General features: G+C 35.9%; 24 protein-coding genes. 5 read left to right on the top strand and 19 right to left on the bottom strand.

Translation table 11 applies throughout. From position 1 onward, the window contains the following. Nucleotides 1-21: 21 nt before the first annotated feature. From BW946_RS14400 to greA, 5 genes are all read right to left on the bottom strand, one after another. Nucleotides 22-252, bottom strand: a complete 231-nt coding sequence (locus BW946_RS14400) for a signal peptidase (RefSeq protein ID WP_076596844.1) — start codon at nucleotides 250-252, stop codon at nucleotides 22-24. A gap of 5 nt (nucleotides 253-257) precedes the next feature. After that, on the bottom strand, nucleotides 258-2,225 hold the full coding sequence (locus BW946_RS14405; RefSeq protein WP_083688886.1) for a T9SS type A sorting domain-containing protein: 1,968 nt from the start codon (nucleotides 2,223-2,225) through the stop codon (nucleotides 258-260). 74 nt (nucleotides 2,226-2,299) lie between these two features. Next, a complete protein-coding gene (gene clpX / locus BW946_RS14410; protein ID WP_076596845.1) occupies nucleotides 2,300-3,487 on the bottom strand; it encodes an ATP-dependent Clp protease ATP-binding subunit ClpX in 1,188 nt (395 codons plus the stop codon). Nucleotides 3,488-3,553: 66 nt separating this feature from the next. Then, a complete protein-coding gene (locus tag BW946_RS14415) occupies nucleotides 3,554-3,943 on the bottom strand; it encodes an HIT family protein (protein ID WP_076596846.1) in 390 nt (129 codons plus the stop codon). A 57-nt stretch (nucleotides 3,944-4,000) separates the two neighbouring features. After that, nucleotides 4,001-4,471, bottom strand: coding sequence for a transcription elongation factor GreA (gene greA, locus BW946_RS14420; protein ID WP_076596847.1), 471 nt, complete (start codon nucleotides 4,469-4,471; stop codon nucleotides 4,001-4,003). Between the two features lie 109 nt (nucleotides 4,472-4,580). Between greA and BW946_RS14425 the strand changes: the two genes are divergently transcribed. The 3 genes from BW946_RS14425 (at nucleotide 4,581) to BW946_RS14435 (ending at nucleotide 7,423) form a co-directional block, all read left to right on the top strand. Next, a complete protein-coding gene (locus tag BW946_RS14425; RefSeq protein ID WP_076596848.1) occupies nucleotides 4,581-5,036 on the top strand; it encodes a hypothetical protein in 456 nt (151 codons plus the stop codon). Between the two features lie 9 nt (nucleotides 5,037-5,045). After that, nucleotides 5,046-5,495 (top strand): D-aminoacyl-tRNA deacylase, encoded by a 450-nt coding sequence (gene dtd / locus BW946_RS14430; protein WP_076596849.1) that lies wholly within the window; start codon nucleotides 5,046-5,048, stop codon nucleotides 5,493-5,495. A gap of 269 nt (nucleotides 5,496-5,764) precedes the next feature. Beyond that, nucleotides 5,765-7,423: a S8 family peptidase gene (locus BW946_RS14435; protein ID WP_076596850.1), complete on the top strand. Its 1,659-nt coding sequence runs from the start codon at nucleotides 5,765-5,767 to the stop codon at nucleotides 7,421-7,423. Between the two features lie 87 nt (nucleotides 7,424-7,510). Here the strand turns inward: BW946_RS14435 and BW946_RS14440 are convergent, their stop codons facing one another. The 14 genes from BW946_RS14440 to BW946_RS14505 all read right to left on the bottom strand — a co-directional run bounded on the left by BW946_RS14440 (nucleotide 7,511) and on the right by BW946_RS14505 (nucleotide 19,961). After that, nucleotides 7,511-8,023 carry a hypothetical protein gene (locus tag BW946_RS14440; protein ID WP_076596851.1) on the bottom strand — a complete coding sequence of 171 codons (513 nt, stop codon included), beginning with the start codon at nucleotides 8,021-8,023 and terminating at the stop codon, nucleotides 7,511-7,513. A 60-nt stretch (nucleotides 8,024-8,083) separates the two neighbouring features. Continuing rightward, entirely contained in the window at nucleotides 8,084-8,623 is a 540-nt protein-coding gene (locus BW946_RS14445) for a hypothetical protein (protein WP_076596852.1), read from the bottom strand. Between the two features lie 53 nt (nucleotides 8,624-8,676). Further along, nucleotides 8,677-9,381, bottom strand: coding sequence for a DUF1361 domain-containing protein (locus BW946_RS14450; protein ID WP_076596853.1), 705 nt, complete (start codon nucleotides 9,379-9,381; stop codon nucleotides 8,677-8,679). Then, nucleotides 9,365-10,759: a DUF4153 domain-containing protein gene (locus tag BW946_RS14455; protein ID WP_076596854.1), complete on the bottom strand. Its 1,395-nt coding sequence runs from the start codon at nucleotides 10,757-10,759 to the stop codon at nucleotides 9,365-9,367. The genes BW946_RS14450 and BW946_RS14455 overlap by 17 nt, the downstream gene beginning before the upstream one ends. Nucleotides 10,760-10,779: 20 nt before the next feature. Further along, nucleotides 10,780-11,103, bottom strand: coding sequence for a hypothetical protein (locus BW946_RS14460; RefSeq protein ID WP_076596855.1), 324 nt, complete (start codon nucleotides 11,101-11,103; stop codon nucleotides 10,780-10,782). Between the two features lie 9 nt (nucleotides 11,104-11,112). After that, nucleotides 11,113-11,598, bottom strand: coding sequence for a Coq4 family protein (locus BW946_RS14465; RefSeq protein ID WP_076596856.1), 486 nt, complete (start codon nucleotides 11,596-11,598; stop codon nucleotides 11,113-11,115). Between the two features lie 25 nt (nucleotides 11,599-11,623). Next, nucleotides 11,624-11,923 carry a hypothetical protein gene (locus BW946_RS14470; protein WP_083688887.1) on the bottom strand — a complete coding sequence of 100 codons (300 nt, stop codon included), beginning with the start codon at nucleotides 11,921-11,923 and terminating at the stop codon, nucleotides 11,624-11,626. A 2-nt stretch (nucleotides 11,924-11,925) separates the two neighbouring features. Continuing rightward, nucleotides 11,926-12,765 carry a metallophosphoesterase gene (locus BW946_RS14475; protein WP_076596857.1) on the bottom strand — a complete coding sequence of 280 codons (840 nt, stop codon included), beginning with the start codon at nucleotides 12,763-12,765 and terminating at the stop codon, nucleotides 11,926-11,928. A gap of 24 nt (nucleotides 12,766-12,789) precedes the next feature. Then, on the bottom strand, nucleotides 12,790-13,080 hold the full coding sequence (locus BW946_RS14480) for a hypothetical protein (protein WP_083688888.1): 291 nt from the start codon (nucleotides 13,078-13,080) through the stop codon (nucleotides 12,790-12,792). A gap of 64 nt (nucleotides 13,081-13,144) precedes the next feature. Then, nucleotides 13,145-13,435: a winged helix-turn-helix domain-containing protein gene (locus BW946_RS14485; RefSeq protein ID WP_076596858.1), complete on the bottom strand. Its 291-nt coding sequence runs from the start codon at nucleotides 13,433-13,435 to the stop codon at nucleotides 13,145-13,147. A 90-nt stretch (nucleotides 13,436-13,525) separates the two neighbouring features. Further along, nucleotides 13,526-14,143 carry a hypothetical protein gene (locus BW946_RS14490; RefSeq protein ID WP_076596859.1) on the bottom strand — a complete coding sequence of 206 codons (618 nt, stop codon included), beginning with the start codon at nucleotides 14,141-14,143 and terminating at the stop codon, nucleotides 13,526-13,528. A 172-nt stretch (nucleotides 14,144-14,315) separates the two neighbouring features. Further along, entirely contained in the window at nucleotides 14,316-15,815 is a 1,500-nt protein-coding gene (locus BW946_RS14495; RefSeq protein WP_076596860.1) for a RagB/SusD family nutrient uptake outer membrane protein, read from the bottom strand. A gap of 11 nt (nucleotides 15,816-15,826) precedes the next feature. Continuing rightward, the gene (locus tag BW946_RS14500) at nucleotides 15,827-18,775 is read right to left on the bottom strand and encodes a SusC/RagA family TonB-linked outer membrane protein (RefSeq protein WP_076596933.1); all 2,949 of its coding nucleotides are present in this window, start codon (nucleotides 18,773-18,775) and stop codon (nucleotides 15,827-15,829) included. 421 nt (nucleotides 18,776-19,196) lie between these two features. Next, the gene (locus BW946_RS14505) at nucleotides 19,197-19,961 is read right to left on the bottom strand and encodes an enoyl-CoA hydratase/isomerase family protein (protein ID WP_076596861.1); all 765 of its coding nucleotides are present in this window, start codon (nucleotides 19,959-19,961) and stop codon (nucleotides 19,197-19,199) included. 255 nt (nucleotides 19,962-20,216) lie between these two features. Here BW946_RS14505 and BW946_RS14510 point away from each other — a divergent pair, with 255 nt between their 5' ends. Beyond that, complete coding sequence (locus BW946_RS14510; RefSeq protein WP_076596862.1) at nucleotides 20,217-20,768, top strand: phage tail protein; 552 nt, start codon at nucleotides 20,217-20,219, stop codon at nucleotides 20,766-20,768. Between the two features lie 36 nt (nucleotides 20,769-20,804). After that, nucleotides 20,805-21,626: a T9SS type A sorting domain-containing protein gene (locus tag BW946_RS14515; protein WP_076596863.1), complete on the top strand. Its 822-nt coding sequence runs from the start codon at nucleotides 20,805-20,807 to the stop codon at nucleotides 21,624-21,626. Nucleotides 21,627-21,679 lie beyond the last annotated feature (53 nt).

Here is a 21,679-nt window from a genome sequence, read left to right on the forward strand (position 1 = left end):
TAATATTATTTTAATAAAATTTTATGCTTTTACGCTCTTGTACTTTTTTGTAAAGTAAACAATAAATCCTATTGCCATGATACCCAGTACATATACATACATATCGATTGAGGATGCTGGTGCTCCCGGACCTCCACCTCCGGTTCCTGCCCTAGCTGCTGTTGCACCAGGTGTAGGCGGTATTTTCTCTGCATATGCAAATGATATCACAAAAAGCAAAAGAGCCGATACTAGTTTATTAATAGTTTTCATAGTTGTTATTTTAAGATTTTAGTGTTAATAATTACTCCTTTTTCAGAAACCACTTTTACAACATATGAACTTTTCACTGAACTATCAAGTTCAAGTACAAAATCCGTAGATGTATTTACTGCTTTCTTAGAGATAATAAGCTTACCACTCATATCATAAACTTCAATATCTGCTTTTTTCCAGCTTGGATCAAATCTAACTATATAATTGCTAATTGTAGGATTATAAACAACCACTGTTTTAGACAATGTACTATTAGTATCTTTAGTTATTAGCGTGCCTCTGTTAGGCTCTCCATAGTATAAGTTATAAATCTTAGAACCTACAGGAACTACAGCTCCTTGTTTAGCTTCTTGCGGGGTTCCGTTAGCAGATTTATAGTAGAAACCAATTCCTGAAGATAACTGATGTACTCCTGCAGGAATCAATTCAGCATTTTCTCTGATTTCAAATTTATAAGATGTAATTTTCTGACCTGCAGTACCATAATCAAAATTATCCATTACGATATCCTTTCCTAAAAAGTTATTTTCATTAGCTTCGTTAATGTATAACTTATATTGGCCAGAGTAATTAGGATCTTGTCCGCCATTTAAGGCTTCTTCATATGTAACAAGACTATTGCTGTTATCTGTAGCCGCCTGTATTGATGTTGCATTAGAAACCTGGTGACCTGTTGTAGCGTTTGGAGTAACTACGTAATATACTCTTGCTACTTCTTTACCATTAGCATCTAAACCAATTACACCTAATTGTTTTACAGTACCGCTATTAGTTTTAAATGCCGATTTACTTGCATTTACATTATAATCCGTACCAGCTGCTCTAGCGGTATTACTAAATCTTCTGAGAGTGTTAAAATTTAAGGTTTGAGGAGTATTATCTCTTAATTTCATAATGAAAACCCCCATCGGTTTTACGATCAAATTATTAACATCTCCTACCGGAATATGTGTGCTCACATCAAAGGTCATCGTAAGAGGATTCGTAAATGTACTTCCCACACCGGCAACATACTGAACAGTTCCGGGAGAATACTGAATTCCCCAAATATTACTGATAGCATTACCATCAGTAACTCCCCCATTTTCAACATATCCGATTCTTGACAAATCTAAATTCGTTAAAAAAGGATTTCCAAATTCGTAAATGTTCTTACCAAAGGTTCCAGCCCATAGACTGTTAGTTTCTTCAAACTGATCCCAAAGATAAGTATTGTACTTCTCATTATATGAGTTGGTGAAATTACCGTTTGTACCAAAGTTAACTCCATTACCTGCGTTAACTAGGTTGGCAGTCGCTAAAGTAGAATACGGCTTACCATTAATTGTGTAGACTCCACTTGCTGCAGGAGGATTACTAAGATCTAAATTATTGTTTTTTGATCCCAGCATATAATAACCATGAGCAGTAGCTACATTAGTAGTTGTTGCAACAGGTTTTGTATCTGATACAACTGTAGCATTATTCCACATAAAAATAGCATTACCAGAATATCTTACCCCACTGAAAGTTTTGTTTAATTCCGGAGAAAGAGATGATAATACTTTATCATTAAAAGGCAAAGCCATTTGCTGGTAAAAATCACCATTACCATGCTTAGCATTTCTATACTCTTTACTAACAATACCTGTAACATTAGATTGGGATAATCCGTCAACGTATAGCTGACCATACGTAGAAGTAGCAAAGGAAGCAGGGGTATTAAGTCTTAAGATTATATTTCCGCCATCAGTCTTATCAGCACCACTGGCATCAATTGTTTTTAAGAGATCCGTACCAGATCCTACAACCATGATATTTCCATGTACGTCCAAAAGACCATTACCTTTTGTTTGTACACCTCCACCACTATAAACTAGGGTGCCTTCGCTCACATACATATTAGCATTAGTGTCAACATGACATAATATCTGCGCCTGAACAGAATAACCAATTGCTAAAAGACCTATAGCAAATAAACTTTTTCTCATTGTATAAATTATTTGTGTGTTAATACAATCTTCACCCGCAAAGGTATTATTATTTTTCTTAAAAAAAAAATTTTTTATCTATTAATCAAAACATTATCTTCAGTTAGGATAATTTCTTTCTCCTCTCCTATTGAAAACATATAGTCTTCTAGAACTTTTTCGGTGGTACCTCTAAGGCCTCTAGCACCTAATCCTTTTTCAATAGTTTCCTCTACGATTCTTTCAATTGCTCCGTCTGTAATTACCAAATCTGTGCCATCCATTTTAAAAAGTTCCACAAATTGATTCACGATAGAGTTTTTAGGTTCCTTCATAATTCTTACCAACGTCTCTTTCGTGAGTTTATCAAGGTAAGTAATGATTGGAAATCTTCCTAAAAGTTCCGGAATTAATCCGAAAGTACGAAGATCAATCGCATTAATATTTGTTAATATATATTCGTCCTCGTCAGTTTTATTGATTTTTTCAGAGCTGAAACCAATTGCCTGCTTGTTCATTCTTCTTTCGATGATCTCCTTGATTCCGTCAAAAGCTCCTCCTGCAATAAATAAGATGTTCTGAGTATTGACCTGGATATATTTCTGATCCGGATGTTTTCTTCCTCCTTGTGGCGGAACATTCACAATACTTCCTTCCAGCAATTTCAGTAATCCCTGCTGTACGCCTTCTCCTGAAACGTCTCTTGTAATACTTGGATTGTCTGATTTTCTGGCAATCTTATCAATCTCATCAATGAAAACAATTCCTTTTTCAGCTTTTTCCACATCATAATCTGCTACCATCAGAAGTCTTGAAAGGATACTTTCGACATCTTCTCCTACATATCCTGCTTCTGTTAAAATAGTAGCATCCACAATACAGAAAGGAACATTAAGTTCTCTGGCAATTGTCTTTGCCAAAAGAGTTTTACCTGTTCCCGTCTCTCCTATCATGATAATATTTGACTTTTCAAGCTCCACTTCTCTGTTTTCGTCCTGAGCATGAAGCAATCTTTTATAGTGGTTATAAACAGCAATTGATAGCTGCTTTTTCGCCTGATCCTGTCCAATCACATACTGATCAAGGAATTCTTTGATCTCTTTCGGCTTTTTAAGCTCATCCATGCTGTTTGCAGGTGAATATCCTGTTTTTGATGCACCATCTTTTACAATAGCATGTGCCTGCTCTATACAATTTTCACAAATAAAACCATTCTGCCCAGAAATCAGCATCTGTACTTCATTTCTTTTTCTGCCACAGAAAGAACATTGGTTGGAATTCATATGATATAATATATGTATATGTTAAAGAAAATCGTAAAAAATTACTTTTTTACGATTTTCTGGTTGTTAAGAATTAATTATTGAGTGTTGAATCTCTGTATATTCTTCGTTCGTTAATTTTAATCTTTCATTTCTGAAATTCATGTCTTCCATCTTATTTAAAGGAATCAGATGGATGTGTGCATGAGGAACTTCAAGCCCAACCACTGCTACTCCTACTCTCACACATGGAACTGCAGTTTTGATCTTCTTGGCTACCTCTTGGGCAAATCCCCAAAGGTTTTTGTATTCTTCACTTTCAAGATCAAAAATCAAATCCACTTCTTTTTTAGGTACTACTAAAGTATGTCCCTTCACCAAAGGCATTGCGTCTAAGAATGCAATGAAGTCTTCATTTTCTGCAATCTTATAAGAGGGAATTTCGCCATTGATGATTTTTGTGAATATAGTGCTCATTTTATCAGAAGTTTGGGTTAGATATTTAGAAGGTTAGAAATAAAAGGGAATATCAGACTATAATGAGATGTCTAATACTTCAAAAGACAGTTTGTTTCCGTTTGGTAAAGTAATTTCAGCAACTTCACCAATAGCTTTTCCTAACAGCCCCTTTGCAATAGGTGTGTTCACAGAAATCTTTCCTGTCTTCAGATCGCTTTCGTTATCTGGTACCAATGTAAATACCTGCTCTTGCTTGGTAGCATTGTTTTTAAGTTTCACTGTCGTTAAGATGGAAACTTTTGAAGTATCTAATTGGCTTTCGTCTATAATTTTAGAAGTAGAAATTACGTCTTTCAGCTTGGAAATTCTCATTTCAAGCATCCCCTGAGCCTCTTTAGCCGCATCGTATTCTGCATTTTCAGACAAATCTCCTTTATCTCTTGCTTCTGCGATCTGCTGAGTAATTTTTGGTCTCTCTACAGTTTCCAACTGTTCCAGCTCAGCTTTCATTTTCTCCAGGCCCTCCTTAGTTACATAGCTTGCCATAATTTTCAAAATTTAGTTTTAGTATAAAAAAATAATCCGACATTTGCCGGACAATGTTTTCGTGTTGTAATCGTTTAACTTTTACAAATATATAAAAATTTAAATTGAAATGAAAAAAACTTTCTCAATCTTATCCATTTTCATTTTATTGATTTTCAGTAATTTAACCATAAACTCTTGTGGAAGCAGAGAAGATACGGTGAACTGCTTCCCCAATGTTCCTATCAATGTATCACTTAATCTAAACCTTCCTGCTTACTACGTTTTGAACAATATCAACGGCTGGATTTATGTGAATGAACAGCAATCTGGAACGAGAGGACTTATTATTGTTCGAACCGCAAACGGATTTAAAGTCTATGACAGGAATGCTCCACATATATGTCCTGATAATAACACCACTCTTGAGGTAAAAGACAATATTGCCATCATATGTCCGCAGGATGATACAAGATGGATCTTAAGTACGGGACAGCCGGAATCGGGAGCCAAAACTTCTCTGCCGCCTAAAACTTATCCTTACAGTTACGATGCCGCAAGTAAAATCTTAAATGTTTATTATTAAAAATATAAGATGAAGATCGTTATACAAAGAGTTTCTGAAGCCAGTGTAAGAGTAGAAGGAAAAATTGTTGGAGAAATCGGAAAAGGACTAATGCTGCTTGTAGGCATAGATGAAAATGATGAAAAGACAGATGCTGACTGGCTTGTACAAAAAGTTTTAAACCTGAGAATCTTTGGAGATGAAGATGACAAGCTTAATCTTTCTGTGAAAGATATTTCAGGAGAAATCCTTTGCATCAGTCAGTTTACATTGATTGCAGATTATAAAAAAGGCAACAGACCTTCTTTCATAAAGGCAGCAAAACCGGATAAAGCTGTACCGCTTTTTGATTATTTTAAGGAAGAAACAGCTAAATCGGGATTAAGAACCGAAAGCGGAATCTTCGGAGCTGATATGAAGGTTTCTCTTATCAATGACGGACCGGTTACCATTGTAATGGATTCCATTACCAAAAGCTAAGCGGAGAAGATAAAGGGGCAAAACATACGCAATACGTTTCAATTTATGAAGCGTATTTTTTTTGGTTAGTAAGCAGAAAAATATCTGTCATTACACCTCACAGGTTTTGAAAACCTGTGAGGTGTACCATTCATGAACAAAGAAATCCTTTATACAAAAGGGAGGAGTAAAAATTTAAAAAATAAATTCACAAAAATGTGATTTGTTTTTGTTTTATTATTATTTTTGATACAAATAAAAACTGATTTACAACCATTTAACAAAATTATATGAAAACAAAAACCACCCTTTTCGCATTATTTGCGTTCTGTTCTACGCTTTCTTTCGGGCAGGACAGCCAGTCTAAAATGGCTGATGATCAAAATTCAATTATTTATGTATGTTTTTCAAAAGGCATCAATTCAGAAAAAACAGCTTTCAGCAGAAATGCTGATCTGGAAAGATTTTCAAGAGAAAACCACATCACATTTAAGTATGATCTGGACTTTACAGACAGCAAACTTGATGAAATGGTCAGAAGCAGCAAAGCCATCGGTAATTCCGGAGAGTCTGTGGAAAAGCTGAAAAGAATCTATAAGGCTGATGTTCCTCTTCAGAATAAAGAAGCTTCAGAAAAAATCATTCATGCTCTTGAGAGATTTCCTGAAATAGAATATGTTTCCGTAATGAGTGCCGAACCTATCGAACCACCTTTGGTAAATGCTTTTGTGGCAACTCCTGATCTGGAAGGCCTGCAGACCTATCTGAATGACAATCCGGGAATTAACGCCAAATATGCATGGTCAAGAGGAATCACCGGACAGAATATCCGTGTGCGTGATGTAGAATATGGCTTCTATAAAACTCATGAGATGCTGTCTAACCAAAATTCAATACAACTTGAGTCCGGTTATTCTCCTAATGCAGGATTAGCCAATAATAATTACCGTGATCATGGAACTGCTGTGGTAAGTATTTTAGGTTCAGTAAAAGATAATACAGGACTTACCGGAGCTGCTTACAGTGCTTCTGAAATAAAAGGTTATATGGAATGGACCACCGTGGGATACAACCGGGCTTCTGCAGTGAGCAGATCTATTAATGCATCTCAGGCCGGAGATATTATTTTATATGAAATGCAGACTGGCGGAAAAGACGGTCAGTATTGTCCTGCGGAATATGATAAAGTAATCTGGGATCTTACCAAAGCCGCTACTGATTCTGGAATTATTATCATTGCAGCAGCAGGTAATGGAAACCAGAATCTGGATGATCCGTTTTATGCAGCCTATCTTGCAAGAGGAAACAGTGGTGCTATTATTGTAGGAGCAGGATCTCCTAATACTACCCATTCGAAATTAAGCTTCAGTACTTTTGGAAGCAGAGTGGATGTTCAGGGCTGGGGAAGCAGTGTGATGGCGGCAGGTTATGGATCTTATGCGAAATATGACAATGACAACAACAGAACTTATAATTATTTCAGCGGTACAAGTTCTGCAACACCGGTAGTTTCTTCTGCAGCTATTTTAATCCAGTCTTTTTATCGTCAGACTACAGGTCAGTATTTAACGCCTTCGGCAATGAAAAACCTTTTAATTTCAACGGGAATTCCTCAGGGAGGAACTGTAACAGGTCAAAAGATTGGCCCACTTCCTAATGTGAAGAATGCCATTCTTAAGCTGGAAAGTAAATTTGCAGCACCTGTTAAAACTTTATCTGCCTTAGAGGTTAAAATTTATCCTAATCCGTCCAGCAGTTCTATCGCTCTTAAAAGCAGTGAAAATAAAAAACTGGATGTAGAGATTATTAACCTTCAGGGACGAACTGTTATCAAAAATTCAGTTTTGCCAAATGAGAAAATTGACATCTCACAGCTGCCAGCAGGTCAGTATATTATTAACATCAATGAAGGCCAGAGAAGAGTTGTTGAGAAACTGACAAAACTCTAAATAAAAGATTTTTTTACCTATTTTGCTTCATATCAAACCCTCTTCCAGGATACTGAAAGAGGGTTTTTAATAGTATTTTTTATGTACTTATTTTGCAGGGACGCTGCTGAAATTAAGCGCCACTTTGATATTCATATCTGAAGAAGTCTGATTCTTCAGCTCATACACTGTTCTTACAGTTAATCCTGAACTTTTTACAATTTCATCCAGGAATCCTGTATCATTAAGATCAAGATTTAAGCTGGAAGAATTGCTAGAGATATTGGAACGTGAAGCCACCAATCTTTCTCCTGTTCCGCTAGAAGAAACGTATATTTTTACAGTTTTAAAGGCACTCAGATTCCCTCCTGAAGGAGATGCCACAGAGATTTTCGCGTCTGAAATTCTTACGTCTTTAATCTTTGCATTGTTATTTCCTCCGAACCATGTCTGTACATTGGTAGCTGTTGCAGTGGAAGAAACTTCTTTATCTGCAGGAACTCCCGTAGATACCAAAACATTAGTTGTGTATGGAAATGTATTCTGAACCAATGACTGTACGGTTCCGCAACTTACAAGTACAGCTGAGGCAGCCATTGCTGTTAGAACTATATTTTTCATAATTTAAAATTTTAAACTTCAGAGTTTAGTTTACAGAAATTGTACCAAATTGATTAAATATTATTCAACCGTTACTGTGAAACTTCCTTTGGTATTTCCTGAAGCCATATTACTTTTTCCGATAATCAGCCACACTTCACCTTGTCCGGGAGTATCATAAGTAATTTCTCTTCCAAAAGGTCCGTCATAGTTTCCGTTAGGAAGCCTGATTTGATTGAAACGAATATTAAAATCTTTCTCTTTTGTTGAAATTTTCGCTTTAATATTGGGACGGTCGTAACGGGTCAGCTTTAAGACTAAATCCTGATCATCTTTCGTAAACTCTTCTCCAATTGTAAAAGGGAGCTGGTTAGCATCCGCCGTTCTTATAATCTGACCATCTTTTTCATTTCTCATTACCCCTTTGCGTAAAACTTCCTTAGTGACCGGAGCATTGTTAATAATTGAATCTTTTTTTCTTAATGCTGCAGAATCTGCTTTTACTACAGAATCCGGCATTTCTGTTACCACTGTAGAATCTTTCTCCGGAACGTTTGCCACAGCAGGTTCTTTTTTACAGGCAACAATAATCAAAGGAATTAACAATAGGCTTTTTTTCATAATATTAATTTTAAAAGTGGATCAACATTTATTATGCTGAGCTCATTTAAATGCTAAAATTGTTCCATTCCGTTTAATGATTTATCTTCTGGCTGCAATTCTTTTTCATTATTGATTCCTGCCCATTTAAATGTAAAGTACATAAAGTTGAGCATAATTCCCATCAAAAGGGTGACGCCCCATGTTTTGGTATATTCCATGGGATAGATGAATCTTACCACAATATCTGAGAACAGACCAAAAGGATTGTTGAGTACATCCCAGCTGTTCCATCTCAAAAATCGGCCAAGATAAACCCCAAAGCTGCTCATGAAAAGGAAAAGCACAGTTACTCCATTGATAATATTTGTTTTTCCATAATCAGAAAGTCGTTTTTCAATATCATTAAGACTTATAAAACCACAGATCAGCCCCGTCCATGCATAGGAAAGAATCACAATCAGGTCATACCAGATTGGTATGCCATTTCTTGCTCTGAGATGAAAAAGATCCGTAAGAATGTAGGGAGAATTGGGGAAGAACAATATCCAGACTACTATAATAAAGATGAGTGAAATTGTACTTCTGATCCTAAAAGCAAGAATGAATGAACTTAATAATAAAGGAATCCACGCCAGAAAAAGATTCCAGTTGAGAAACAAAAATACTTTTGTATCACTGATATAATATCTGAAAGCAGAGAGACTGAAACAGAATATAGTCATCATTATCAACAATGCATTAATTTTAAATCCTGAGGATTCAATAAGGTTTTTCATGATCTTCTATATTTATGGTCTGATAATACAAAATCTTTAAAAGGAAGGTTTTGGATCTCTCATTTTTCACTTTATCCTGCAGAGTCTTTTTTAGTTTCTGATCATTTTTTTCATCTGCATATTTCAGGAGTGCTTTTTCACTGAAGCTAATAGAAGTTCGGTGATAATTAACCGCAAAATCTTTTCGTTTCATATTCTGGGAAGTGATAAAACCACCCCAGTTGAAATAGCTGCATACAAGAACGGTTGCATAAAAATACCAGATCATTGTATTAACAAGGAAAATGTTTCTTTTTTGCTTTTGAATTTTAATATAAGTCAAAACCAGGCCGATCAGTGATAAAAGAAGGAAAGCAAATACACCAAGTCTTTTATAGGTAAATGCATAATAAACAATATACTCATAGTTTTTAAGCGCTGCGGAAACAACAAGAACAGCATTGAGAAAAATCCATATTTTGGCTAATAGTTTCAGTGAACCTGCTTTTGAATCAAAATTAAATCCTGATTTAAAATAAAACATAATCACCAGAATTGCCATGACAATAGACATAATAACTGCGTTTACTCTTTCATGGGTTTCTTCTGAAAGCTGAACAGGTGTTTTTACGGCTTCATAAAACTGTTCATAATTGTAGGTAACAATAAAGAAAATCAATAGAATATTCAGCAAAACAAAAGAGATTACTCCACTCATTCTTTCTGCGTCAAGATCAAGAAAGGAATAAGTAGCTTTGGGAATCCGGGAATCTTTGCGGAAATCGTTATCCAGAACATGATTGTTTTTATAGATTAACTTTTCCACCGCATAATTCCAGTAATTAAAGGCAATAAAGAATCCTAACACAGAGAGACAGAATACCTGCCATAGATTAATATCCAGCTCATAATCTGTGAAAAGGGCTGCAAAATGGTCGCTTCCTGCAGAATATATCCCAAAGAAAACAGAAACCAGCACCAGCGGAATCAAAATGAAAGCCAATGTCTTTTGCCATATTCCTGAAAAGTTTTTCTTAGGCAGCCATTCATCAAAGCTAAAAAAACGACAGAAGGAAGTACAGCTATTCACGATAAAAACCGGAATTAAAAAGAGGATCTTCAGTCTTCTGTTCTTTGATTTGTATCCCAGCAAAAGCAGCGAACTCATCACAGCAATAAATGATGTAAAATCTCCAAACCAGGCAAATGCAATACTGGAAAGAATACTTGTTGCAAAAAGAACATAAAATATTCCTGTTTTATTTTTTGCAGGTGTCCTGAAAAGGGTTAATGCTGCGTAGACTATTCCCAAGATTCCAAGGTTTAGCCCTACATCCTGTTCATAAAAGACGATAACAAAGAGAATGGCTGTAAGAAATATATAATGATGTGTTTTCATGAGGTTAATTATTTAAAGATTTAAAAGGTTGAAAGATCTGAGAGATTTGAAAGAAATTCAAAGTATAAAACGAGGTAGATTAAAGCAACAGGAACATTGAGCAACAGAAGAAGTACAGAGTTTCCGTTCCTTTTCTTTCCGGAAATATCACTCAGATATTCCATCAATTCATATAAAATGATTAACAGATTCACTACTGCCGCGATCACCACATAGTAAAATCCGAATATCACGAGAAATTCAGCTTTTGTAATCCAAAATAAAAGCAGTAATAAGGTACCCAGCAAAAAGGAAATCAGAAACGTTTTTGCTCCCAGCGGACTGAATTTTATTTTTCTCATCATCTTTAAATTTTAATGGAGGATGGCTGTTTCTTTTTGTTGAATGAAGTCTTTCACATGTTCATAATTCTGCCATAGCAGTCCTTCAAAGTCCCAGTGATGAAAGGTTCTCATATTTTGTCCTTTTTTATATGCTTTGATATAAATTTTCACATATTCAGGAAGAATAATTGTTCCTAATACGATTGCGGCCAGAAGGTGCGCATTGAGTTTACCGTTTCCAAGCAACAGATACTGCATGGCAATTTCATCTTCAAAGTTGGTTCCGCAGCCGGTAATCAGATGGTGTACGTCATGATTTTCCATTTTGGGGATCATTGAAAAGCCATGTTTCCTGTAAAACTCTCCCAGTTTCCGGCCTAATGAATCTTCCTGAAATTCCAGCAGTTGCTTTTCATTGAGCTGCCACTGTCTTTTTTTCTTTTTAAAATATTTTCTGTATAATTTTTGCGTTTTATTGTACACAAAAAGCAGAAACTGAACGCGTATTTTTTTCATAATAGTATTGATATATTTATGAATGTTAATCGAAAAGGCTAAGACCTATAATAGTGTAAGTGTATGCGATGGGAATATTGGCTGTCAAAATGAATATGCCTATCATACATTCTTTAAATTTTGACGTATTTACAATACCATATGTCAAAAGTCCCAGTATACATAATAAGTTCACAGGCACTCCAAAAATGATTAGCAAATAGCCTGCACCGGCAAACCAGTCATTTTTTGTAATAAGTGCTCCTAAAAGACAGAGAGTTCCCACTGAAAAAAATACTCCGAATACGGCCTTACTTAGATTTATTATTTTTGAATCTTTCATCATTATTAAGTTTGAGTTAAGGTGAAAACAGTAATTTCCGGACGTACCATAAATCTTATCTGGAAAGAATGTCCTATAGCCCGATTGATGTAAAGCATTCTTCCATCTTCCAGATCTATTTCTCCCGACACATATTTTTTATTTTTTACAGGAAGAACCGGAGTAATAATACCGGGAATCCGACATTGCCCGCCATGAGTATGTCCGCTTAAAATCCATCCCTGATAGCTGTTCCAAATATCCAGATCACAGGCGTCTGGGTTGTGGCACAATACAATATTGGCTTTTGAGGAGTCATATTCACTCATCACATTTAAGGAATAGAAATTAGGCGACCAAAGGTCTTCAAGTCCTATAAAATTCAGTCCATGGATTTCCTCCTGAGCATTTCTCAGCACTGTAATACCTCTGTCTTTAAGAATTTCACAGATACTATCTGAGCATTCTATATCTTTCCAATTTTCACCATAATCATGGTTACCGAGGATTCCAAAAGTGCCTGACGTTCCCAAAACACAATTTTCCATTACAGTTTCAAGTGCTTTTTGTTCTTCTGGTGTTCCCTTGTTTACATAATCGCCAGTATACACTACAAAATCCGGCTTAAACTGTTGGGCTTTCTGAAAAGATTCAATCAGAAAATTCCAGTCGAAACGATTTCCCACATGCAGATCTGAAATCTGCATCAATTTCTTTCCTTCAAGAATCTTTGGCAAGTTTTTAACAGGAAGTTTTCTTTGTACAAATTCCACCCAAAAAGGTTCTATCTGCCACGAATACAATGCCGGGAAAGCACCTGCCAATGAAAGATAAGCTAGTCTTTTAATGAACTCTTTTCTAGTCATATTAAATACTGAATAAATCCGGCTTTAGCTTCCCGCAAACGGGCTTCCGAAAATCCCTACCGCCAGCTCGGCCCAGATCAAAGCAAGAGCCAGCAAAATAAAAATGCAGATCAGGACTTTGTGGCTTTGCTTTTTGATTTTATTTCGGACCAGGTTAATGAGAAAAGCTGCTGTAAAAAGTAAAGCTCCGGCTATCAGAAAATCTGAAGCTGACCAGTTTACTTCTTTAGAAAATAGATTTCCAGCCAAAGGAATACTGAGTAAAGCCAATGGAAGGACATAAATTGCGAGTGTTTTTTGTTTTTGTGTCATCATTTAATTTAATTTTACAATATAAAGTACTTTGTAATTCAAAGTTAATTTTTAAAAAAATATAAGACTATCGTCCCAATAATTTTTCAAGAGCATCCAAATGTTCGGTAAATGCCTGTCTTCCGCTTTGTGTAACGCGATAAGAGGTTTTAGGCTTCTTCCCGACAAATTCTTTTTTCACTTCTATATAACCAGCTTTCTCCAGAGCATTGCTATGGCTTGCAAGATTTCCGTCTGTAATTTCGAGCAGGCTTTTCATTTCAGAAAAATCAACCCAGTCGTTGACCATAAGAACGGACATAATCCCCAGTCTTACACGGCTTTCGAATTCTTTATTGAGCTGATTTATTTTGATCATTTTACTTTTTCTTATTTATTCTGCAGTCATTACCAAAGGCAATACTTATGCTAATTTTGCTATTGAATAGCAAAATTATATCCTCATCCATTATTTATATTTCTTATGCATGATCAATCCATAAACGATATGCAAAACTCCAAAACCAATAGCCCAGAACAGCAATCCCCATCCTAAAAAGAACAAAGAAACAAGTCCTAAAATAATTTCTAGATATCCTAAATACTTTACATCCGTTAATGTATATCGTTCTGCTGCTACCAGAGCCAATCCATAAAAAATAAGTGTAGCCGGAGCAATGAAAACAAAAAGATGATGATAAAGTAGAGCGAGACAAAAGACACCGCCTGCTACCAAAGGCACTGCAAAGGTAAACAAAAGTCTTTTTGTTATGGCATCCCAGATCTTCAAACCTTTCTTTTTGCTTTTATGGGCGGTAAAAATATAACCGCTAAGGACTGCAACAACCAAAATAATAGATCCAATCAGGACAAGTTCTTTCACTAAGGAAGGGCCTAAAATATTTCTGTCTCCATCAAAATAGCTGATTCCTTCTCTCTGAAAGACAAAATACACATATACAGCTCCAATAATTGCCGCTAACCCGGCCACAACTCCGGATAAGCCACTTAAAGAAATAAATCTGGAAGACCGTTCCATCATAGAACGAATGTGGGATAAGTCTTCGTGATAGTTTTTTGAACTCATAAAAAGAACTTTGAATTACAAAGTTAAAAATTATTTTCAATTCGCCAAGTTTTTATTTAAAATTTTGGAAATAATTTTTTGTTAAAAATCTCATCTTTGTGGTTACTTCTAGAAATAAAAAGAGAACCAAGCCATAGCCGGGTTCTCCATAATATATTAAAATTTGTACGTGTTATAATGGATTCTGAACAATCAATGGGTTAGCATTAATTTCAGTTCTTGGAATCAGGAATTCCCAACGTAGATCTGTATTAGCAACTGTCATTACGTTATTAGTAACTACAGAAGAATGATTGGCACCTGTTCTATCTAAGCCTTGATTTAATCTTTTCAGATCCAGGAATCTAAAACCTTCACCCCAAAATTCAAGCCTTCTACTGTTAAGAATTTCAGTGATATAAGCTGCTCCTGTTGTTGTAGCACCAGGATAAGAAGGATTTCTGTTTTTTGCAAATACATCAAAAACTGCTTTAGAACCAGCTTCGTTTCCTAATCTTGCTAAAGCTTCCGCTTCAATAAGATACATTTCTGCAGATCTCATATAAGGCACATCTACCCTGCTGTCTGCCTGGCTTGCTGCAAGGAACTTCTGTCCTGTATATGGAAATTTAGAATAGGTAGAAGGTAAACCAAGAGAATTATGGGCACCTGTTGGGTCAAAGTTTTTAGTTCTTATATCCGTGGATGGAAATGAAAGGAATAATTTACTGTTAATCGCTTTTGGAGCTTGACGAATATTAGTTGAGTTAAAGTTCCTTGACATATATGCTCCAAAATTTGAGAACGTATCTCCCTGATCCGCTATAATTGTAGCTCCCCACATCCATTCACCATTGCCTGCCAAATTATTAAAGCCTGCAGTATAAGTCGCATTATCCATCAATGGAAATCCTGTACGAGCGGATTGGGCCGCAGTTACTGCAGCTGCATAATTACCTTGCGTTAATGCTATTCTAGCTTTTAGTCCTAAAATCACTTTATCATTAAAATGAGATTTTGTAGCTCTTGTACTTCCAAGTCTGGCTGCAGCCTCATCAAGGTCTTTATTGATCTGAGTATATACTTCTTCTACCGTATTTCTTGCCAGAGGCACTTCATTAGCCAACAATCTGATCGGAACGCCAAGCTGAGTATTGTTCGTACCCGGCACATATCTTTTACCATAAATCTGAACCAGCATATAATAACAGAACGCTCTGAATGCATATGCTTCACCAATGGCTGTTTTAATAGTAGCTGCATCAGCTGCAGTAGATGCAGGAACTGATGGACCATTAGCAATAACCATATTTGCGTTTCTGATCAATGCATAATAAAACTGGTAAGGATAAAGATCATTGGAAGCATTATCATTTACCTGATCCTGCCATCTTACAGCTGAGACATACCAGCCATTTCCTGTAGATGGAAAAACAAGGTCATCTGCTAAAGCATCCATTATAATCATGATTCCGCCCTGACCATTCTGTCCTTGATCACTTTGTCTGTAATACATATCTCTATGCATCCCATTTACAATAGCCATAAGGTTGGCAGCACTTGAATAAGCCGCGTCCTCAGAGGCCGCAGTTGTAGGATCCGTTTCAAGATAATCACTCTCACATGAAACCGTTCCTGTAAAGACTGAAAGAACAACAGCCCATTTTATATATTGTTTTGCGATATTTTTCATTACTTAATTATTTAAAAAGATACATTAAATCCTATTGTTACTACTCTCGCCGGTGTATATCTGTTTGACGCAGTACCATTGAATGCCTGAGCAGGCTCCAATCCTTTTCTTGCTGTTTTGCTCCATAAGTTTTCACCTGAAACAAGGATTCTTAATCCTGAAACTCCCAGCTGAGATAAAGTTTCCGGAGTAAAGCTGTAACTTAAAGTAGCTTGTCTAAATGTAAGAAAATCTGAGCTTACCAGCCATCTTGATGAAGCAGCATTAGAACTTGTATATGTTGAAGAATTCAATGCCGGAATATCTGTGATTTGCCCAGGTGTTGTCCATCTGTCCAGAATATCAGTACTTAAAGCTCCTCCCTGTGAGTAACTAGACATCAAAGCAGCATAGTTGGAGTCATACGTTTTTCCACCTAACTGATAGGTAAACATTGCTGATAGTGACCATTGTTTATAGGTAATTGTAGTTCCAAAACTTCCAAACAAGTCAGGAATTGCTGTGCCAGAATAGTCATATTTTGCTTTATTGAAGTTGGTAGTAACTTTTTGTCCATTCACCGTTCTGATATCGGCAGCTGTTGTATTAGCATAAGCATCAGCAACCAGGAATAAAGGTGAACCATCCGCAGGATCTACCCCATACCATTGTCTTAACCAATAATCATACACTGAGTGTCCTACAGAAATTTTCTTAGTTCCATTGATAATTTCCGTTATCCCATTGGAAAGTTCTGTAATCTGATTTTTAAGTGTAGATGCATTGGCATTAATATTCCAGGTAAAATTTTGATTTTTAATGACATCTGCATTAATACTGAATTCAAATCCCCGGTTATACATAGTTCCTACATTTCGGCTAATTGTATTATCGGGAACACCTGAAGAAACCGGAACCGGAACCGGGAAAATCAGATCTTCAGTCACTCTGTTATAATATTCTAGAGACCCTGTAATTCTATTATTTAAAAAGCCAAAATCAATTCCTACATCTGTTTGTTTATTAGCTTCCCAGGTAATGGTAGGATCAGCCAAAAAGCCAAATAAGATCCCAGGCTCCTGGGCATTATTATATCCTAAAGTATATGTACTTTTATACATATAATAACTGTCTGTTCTGTCATTTCCTACTTCACCATATGATCCTCTCAATTTCAATTCACTGATAAGATTAGAATTACTTAAGAATTCTTCTCCTTTCAGCCTCCATCCTGCACCAATGGACCAGAATGAATCCCATCTTACATCTTTAGCAAATCTGGACGAACCGTCCCAACGGATAGATCCTGAAAGTAAGTATTTTGATTTGTAATCATAATTCAATCTTGAAAACACCCCTTCTTTTCTGTAGTTGTCTGTACGTGAAGTAAGTGATGATGGAGTCACAAAGTTGACCAACTCATCATTATCATCTACAATCTGACCTTTTTTATACCCATATAGGTACTCGTACATAAATTTATAGTTTTCATGCCCTAAAAGGAATTCAAAATTATGATCTCCAAATTTTCTTTTATAATTCAGGAGCTGATTCCATGTAAAGGTTTGTTCTGTAAAACTATATTTTTCTGCTGAGCCTCCTGGAGCTGCATCACCAATAATTTTATTTCCGTAGGTACTTCTTCTGTTATTTCTGATATCATACCCTACATTAGTAGACAAAGTAAGATAAGGGTCTACTTTGATTTCAGCATAGCCTCTGGAAATAATATAATAGTTTTTAGATAGATCCTTATTTAAAAGGGTTTCCTGAATTACGTTTCTTCCAGCTGCTGCATCGGCACCTCTGGCACTTCCAGCATCATAGACTATGTTCCCATCATTGTCATAAAGAGTAGCAAAAGTATTAGGATCATGAGCATAAGGACTGTAAATAGGTCCCATTGTTCTTGTCCATCTGTATGGGTTGATATAAGCAGAATTATTATCTACACCTTCTACCGAGTTATTTCCGTTAGAAGATACTCCACTGATACTACTTCCTAATTTCAACCAGCTTTTAACCTGAGAATCTACTTTTAATCTTGCCGTAAATCTTTCAAAATCTGATTTGATAAGATATCCGGTTTCGTTGGTATATCCTACGGAAGAAAAATAGGTTGTTGTATTACTTCCTCCACTGTAATTTAATTCATAATTCTGTCTGAATCCGGTATTCATCAATGGTTTTTGCCAATCTAGGTCTGTATATTTTAACTGAGCATTTGAGTTCAAAAGTCCATTGACAACTAATTGATTATCCGGAACATTAAAAACATTGGTTTTAAGAACACCTGAAATCAATTGTGCCGTAGCGTAAGCATTGGCATCCGCCAAACTAGTACTTGGTATAGAAGTCATTCTACCATTTCTTATTGATTCCCAAATAAGCGGATAATATTGATAAACATTCACTCTGTCATATTCCGGGATTGATCTTCCTACCGCTCCGGTACTCATACTAAAGTTGAATGCATCTTTTCCTTTTCTACCGGATTTGGTAGTGATCAAAACAACACCATTGGCTGCAGCAGAACCATACAAAGAAGTGGATGCAGCATCTTTCAGGATATTGAATGATGCAATATCATTGGGATTAATTGCTGCTAGAGAACCTGTATATATGGTACCATCTACTACATATAAAGGATTTGTTGTAATACCATAAGAACCTATTCCACGGATCTGAATACTTGGTGAACTTCCAGGCTGACCTGTACCTGTACTTACTTTCACACCGGCACTGGCACCATCCAACGCCTGCCCAATACTTGTTATTGGCCGATCAGCAAATTGTTTCGCTTTTACTTCAGTATTGGAGCCAACCATTGTTTCTCTTTTCTGGCTTCCGTAAGCAACCACCACAATTTCATCAATCTTAGTATCCTGCTGTATGGTGTCGCGCTTAGCCTTTTGGGCTTCTACCATGTGTCCTCCTACGAAGAACAACACTGCAGTACTTAATATTAACTTTACTTTCATATTTAACATATTTTAACAGTATGAACGCAAATATATGTAACAAAAATTAATAAAAGGATAACAAAAAGACAATTAAACAAATTAAATAGAAATAATTCATTATTTTAACCAATAATTCAATATTTATTAAAAATATAAGTTAAAATTTAGCTAATTTAGTTTTTAAAATATCAAACAATTATTTAAAACCTGTTAAAAAAATAAAAACATCAAACTAAAAAGATAGTTTTATTGATACTACAAGACAATTAACTAAAATAATACACAAATAATACAATTTAAAAAACACAATGAAAAATGCTAGATTTTTATTAAAAAAACATTAAAATCTAAGATTTTGATAAAGCATAAAAAAATCCGGAAAAGCAAACGCTTCCCGGATAATGTTTAAATAAAATACTTTTTTAAAACAATTAAAAAATTACTTTGCTCTTAACCTTTCTTTGATGGATTCAATATTTTTCTTAGCTGAGTCCTCAAGAATAAGACTTGCACTCATATGAATTCTTGCCGGCATTAGTTCATTGAAGTGATCTGTTCCTTCCCATGAAACCTTTTTAATTAATGACAAAGCATCACTGCTTCTTGAAGCTAAAGTCTTTAAAAATTTCTCCAGTTTATCATCCATTTCCTGAATACTATCAGAAACAGAATGATAAATATTATGCTGCTCAGCCCATTCTGCAGATCTGAAGTCTGCATCAATGGCCATTGCGGAGAATTGCGACTTCCCTATTTTTCTTTCAACATAAGGCCCAATTACAAAAGGTCCGATTCCAAGGTTGATTTCCGTAAGCGCCAGAGCTGAATCTTTAGTGGCAAAACAATAATCTGCTCCGCAGGCAATTCCAACTCCTCCACCGGTAGTTTTTCCCTGCACTCTTACCACTACAATTTTCCCACAGTTTCTCATTGCATTTAAAACTTTAGCAAAACCTCCGAAAAATTTTGTGGAAGCTTCCAGTTCCTCGATTGCTAAAAGCTCATCAAAACTTGCTCCTGCACAAAACGCTTTCTCACCTGCACTTTTTACTAAAATAGCTTTCACCTCTTCTTTTGCTCCTTCTTCAAGGATAGTTTCTGCCAGTTTTTCTAAAATTGCTCCCGGAAGAGAGTTGCTTTTTGGGGTTCCGAAACTGATTTCGGCAATATTATTTTTAATTTCTGATGCTACAAATTCGCTCATTTTTATTTTTATTGGATTCTTACAAAAATACGAAATACAGCTCGTTCAGAGAAACTTAAAATATAAATTTTCTTTTTGAATAAGCATACTTCAAGATGTTATTACGTAGAAATACGGAGTTTTAAATTTGGTATTTTCTACTCTAGTACCTCCTTGTTATTAATCGTTCCTTTGAACTGAGAATTAACAACCAAAAGGCGGAATCTGAAAAGCCTGTAAAAGAGTAAGAAATCTAAAACTAAAAAAAATATTATCATGGACGAGTACATTGGAATTGTAAAATTATTTGCAGGAAATTTTGCCCCTAGAGGATGGATGTTTTGCGATGGAAGTTTAATAAGCATCTCAAGAAATTCTGCCTTATTCTCTATTTTAGGAACAACTTATGGTGGAGACGGCATCACTACTTTTGCTCTGCCCAACTTAAAAGGGCGTATGGCTTTAGGCGCAGGAAATGTAAATGCCAACGAATATTATCCTTTGGGCGCAGTGTCAGGTACTACACAAAATACACTTTTAGCATCAAACCTTCCAAGCGTAGGGGCAGGGTTTCAGCTTAAAGTAGCGAATAAAAATGCCAATTCATCTACTCCAACGGCCACTTCAACAATTGCTATCTCAGGAACACAGGTGGGAAGAGATTTCAATGCAGTACCTAGTTTTGTGAATAATGCTAACCCTGATACGGTTATTAATAATCAAAGCATTAGCTTCATCGGCCAAAGCCAGCCTGTGAATAATATGCCGCCTTATCTTGGCTTAAATTATATCATTTGTGTGGAAGGTATTTACCCACCAAGGGATTAATAGCCATACAACAACCTAACATTTAAAACAAAAATCATGAAAAGCACTACTTTTTTAGCAATCTGTAGTCTGCTCATTTCAATTTTCTCATTCGGGCAGACCAGTACAGAACAATTTGAGACAGAATCGAACGCAAGTACAAGCTTCACCGATAATGGGGTTATATTCAATATCATTTCCCATACAAGCGTTTTCGATATTCAGGGAAATTTTCCCGGAACTGGCTGGAACGGAACAGCCAATGACAACAGATATATTGATAATTCCAATGATTCTCAATTTCCGCCATCATTTAGTATTAAGACCACGTCTAATCTGTTTAAAGTAAACAGATTCTGGATGTATCTTTCTGCATTGAACCTGGATCTGAATGTGGCAGGAACACTTACTGTAACCGGAAAATTAAGTGGAGTAACAAAATTTACTCAAACAAAAACTACCGGATTTGCTACAAGTTTAGGTACTACAAACGGATTCACTTTGATTGACTTGACCAATTTAAACGGGCAAAACTACTCAAACATTGTGATTGACGAGTTGCAGATCACCGCGAACGGAGCCTTCCGATATGTAGGTTTGGATGCTTTCACCTGGGTAAAAGACAGCAATCTGGTATTGGGAACTTCGGAAGCTAAAAGCACTAAAAAAGACTTGACTGTTTATCCTAATCCAACCAGCGGGCCAATTTCTATCACTACAGAAAAAGCCAGTGAAGCTAAAATCTACAGCCTGGACGGTAAAATGCTGAAGGCTGTACCAACTCAAAAGGGAAATAATGAAATCAATATTTCAGAACTTCCAAAAGGAGTTTACATTATTAAAACAGCAACAGAGTCTACCAAAGTAATTAAGAACTAACTTCAGAAAATTAATCATAAGTTCCACATTCCCATAAAGATTCTAATTCATGA

The sequence above is a fragment of the Chryseobacterium sp. RU33C genome, from assembly GCF_900156015.1.
Taxonomy (GTDB): domain Bacteria; phylum Bacteroidota; class Bacteroidia; order Flavobacteriales; family Weeksellaceae; genus Chryseobacterium; species Chryseobacterium candidae.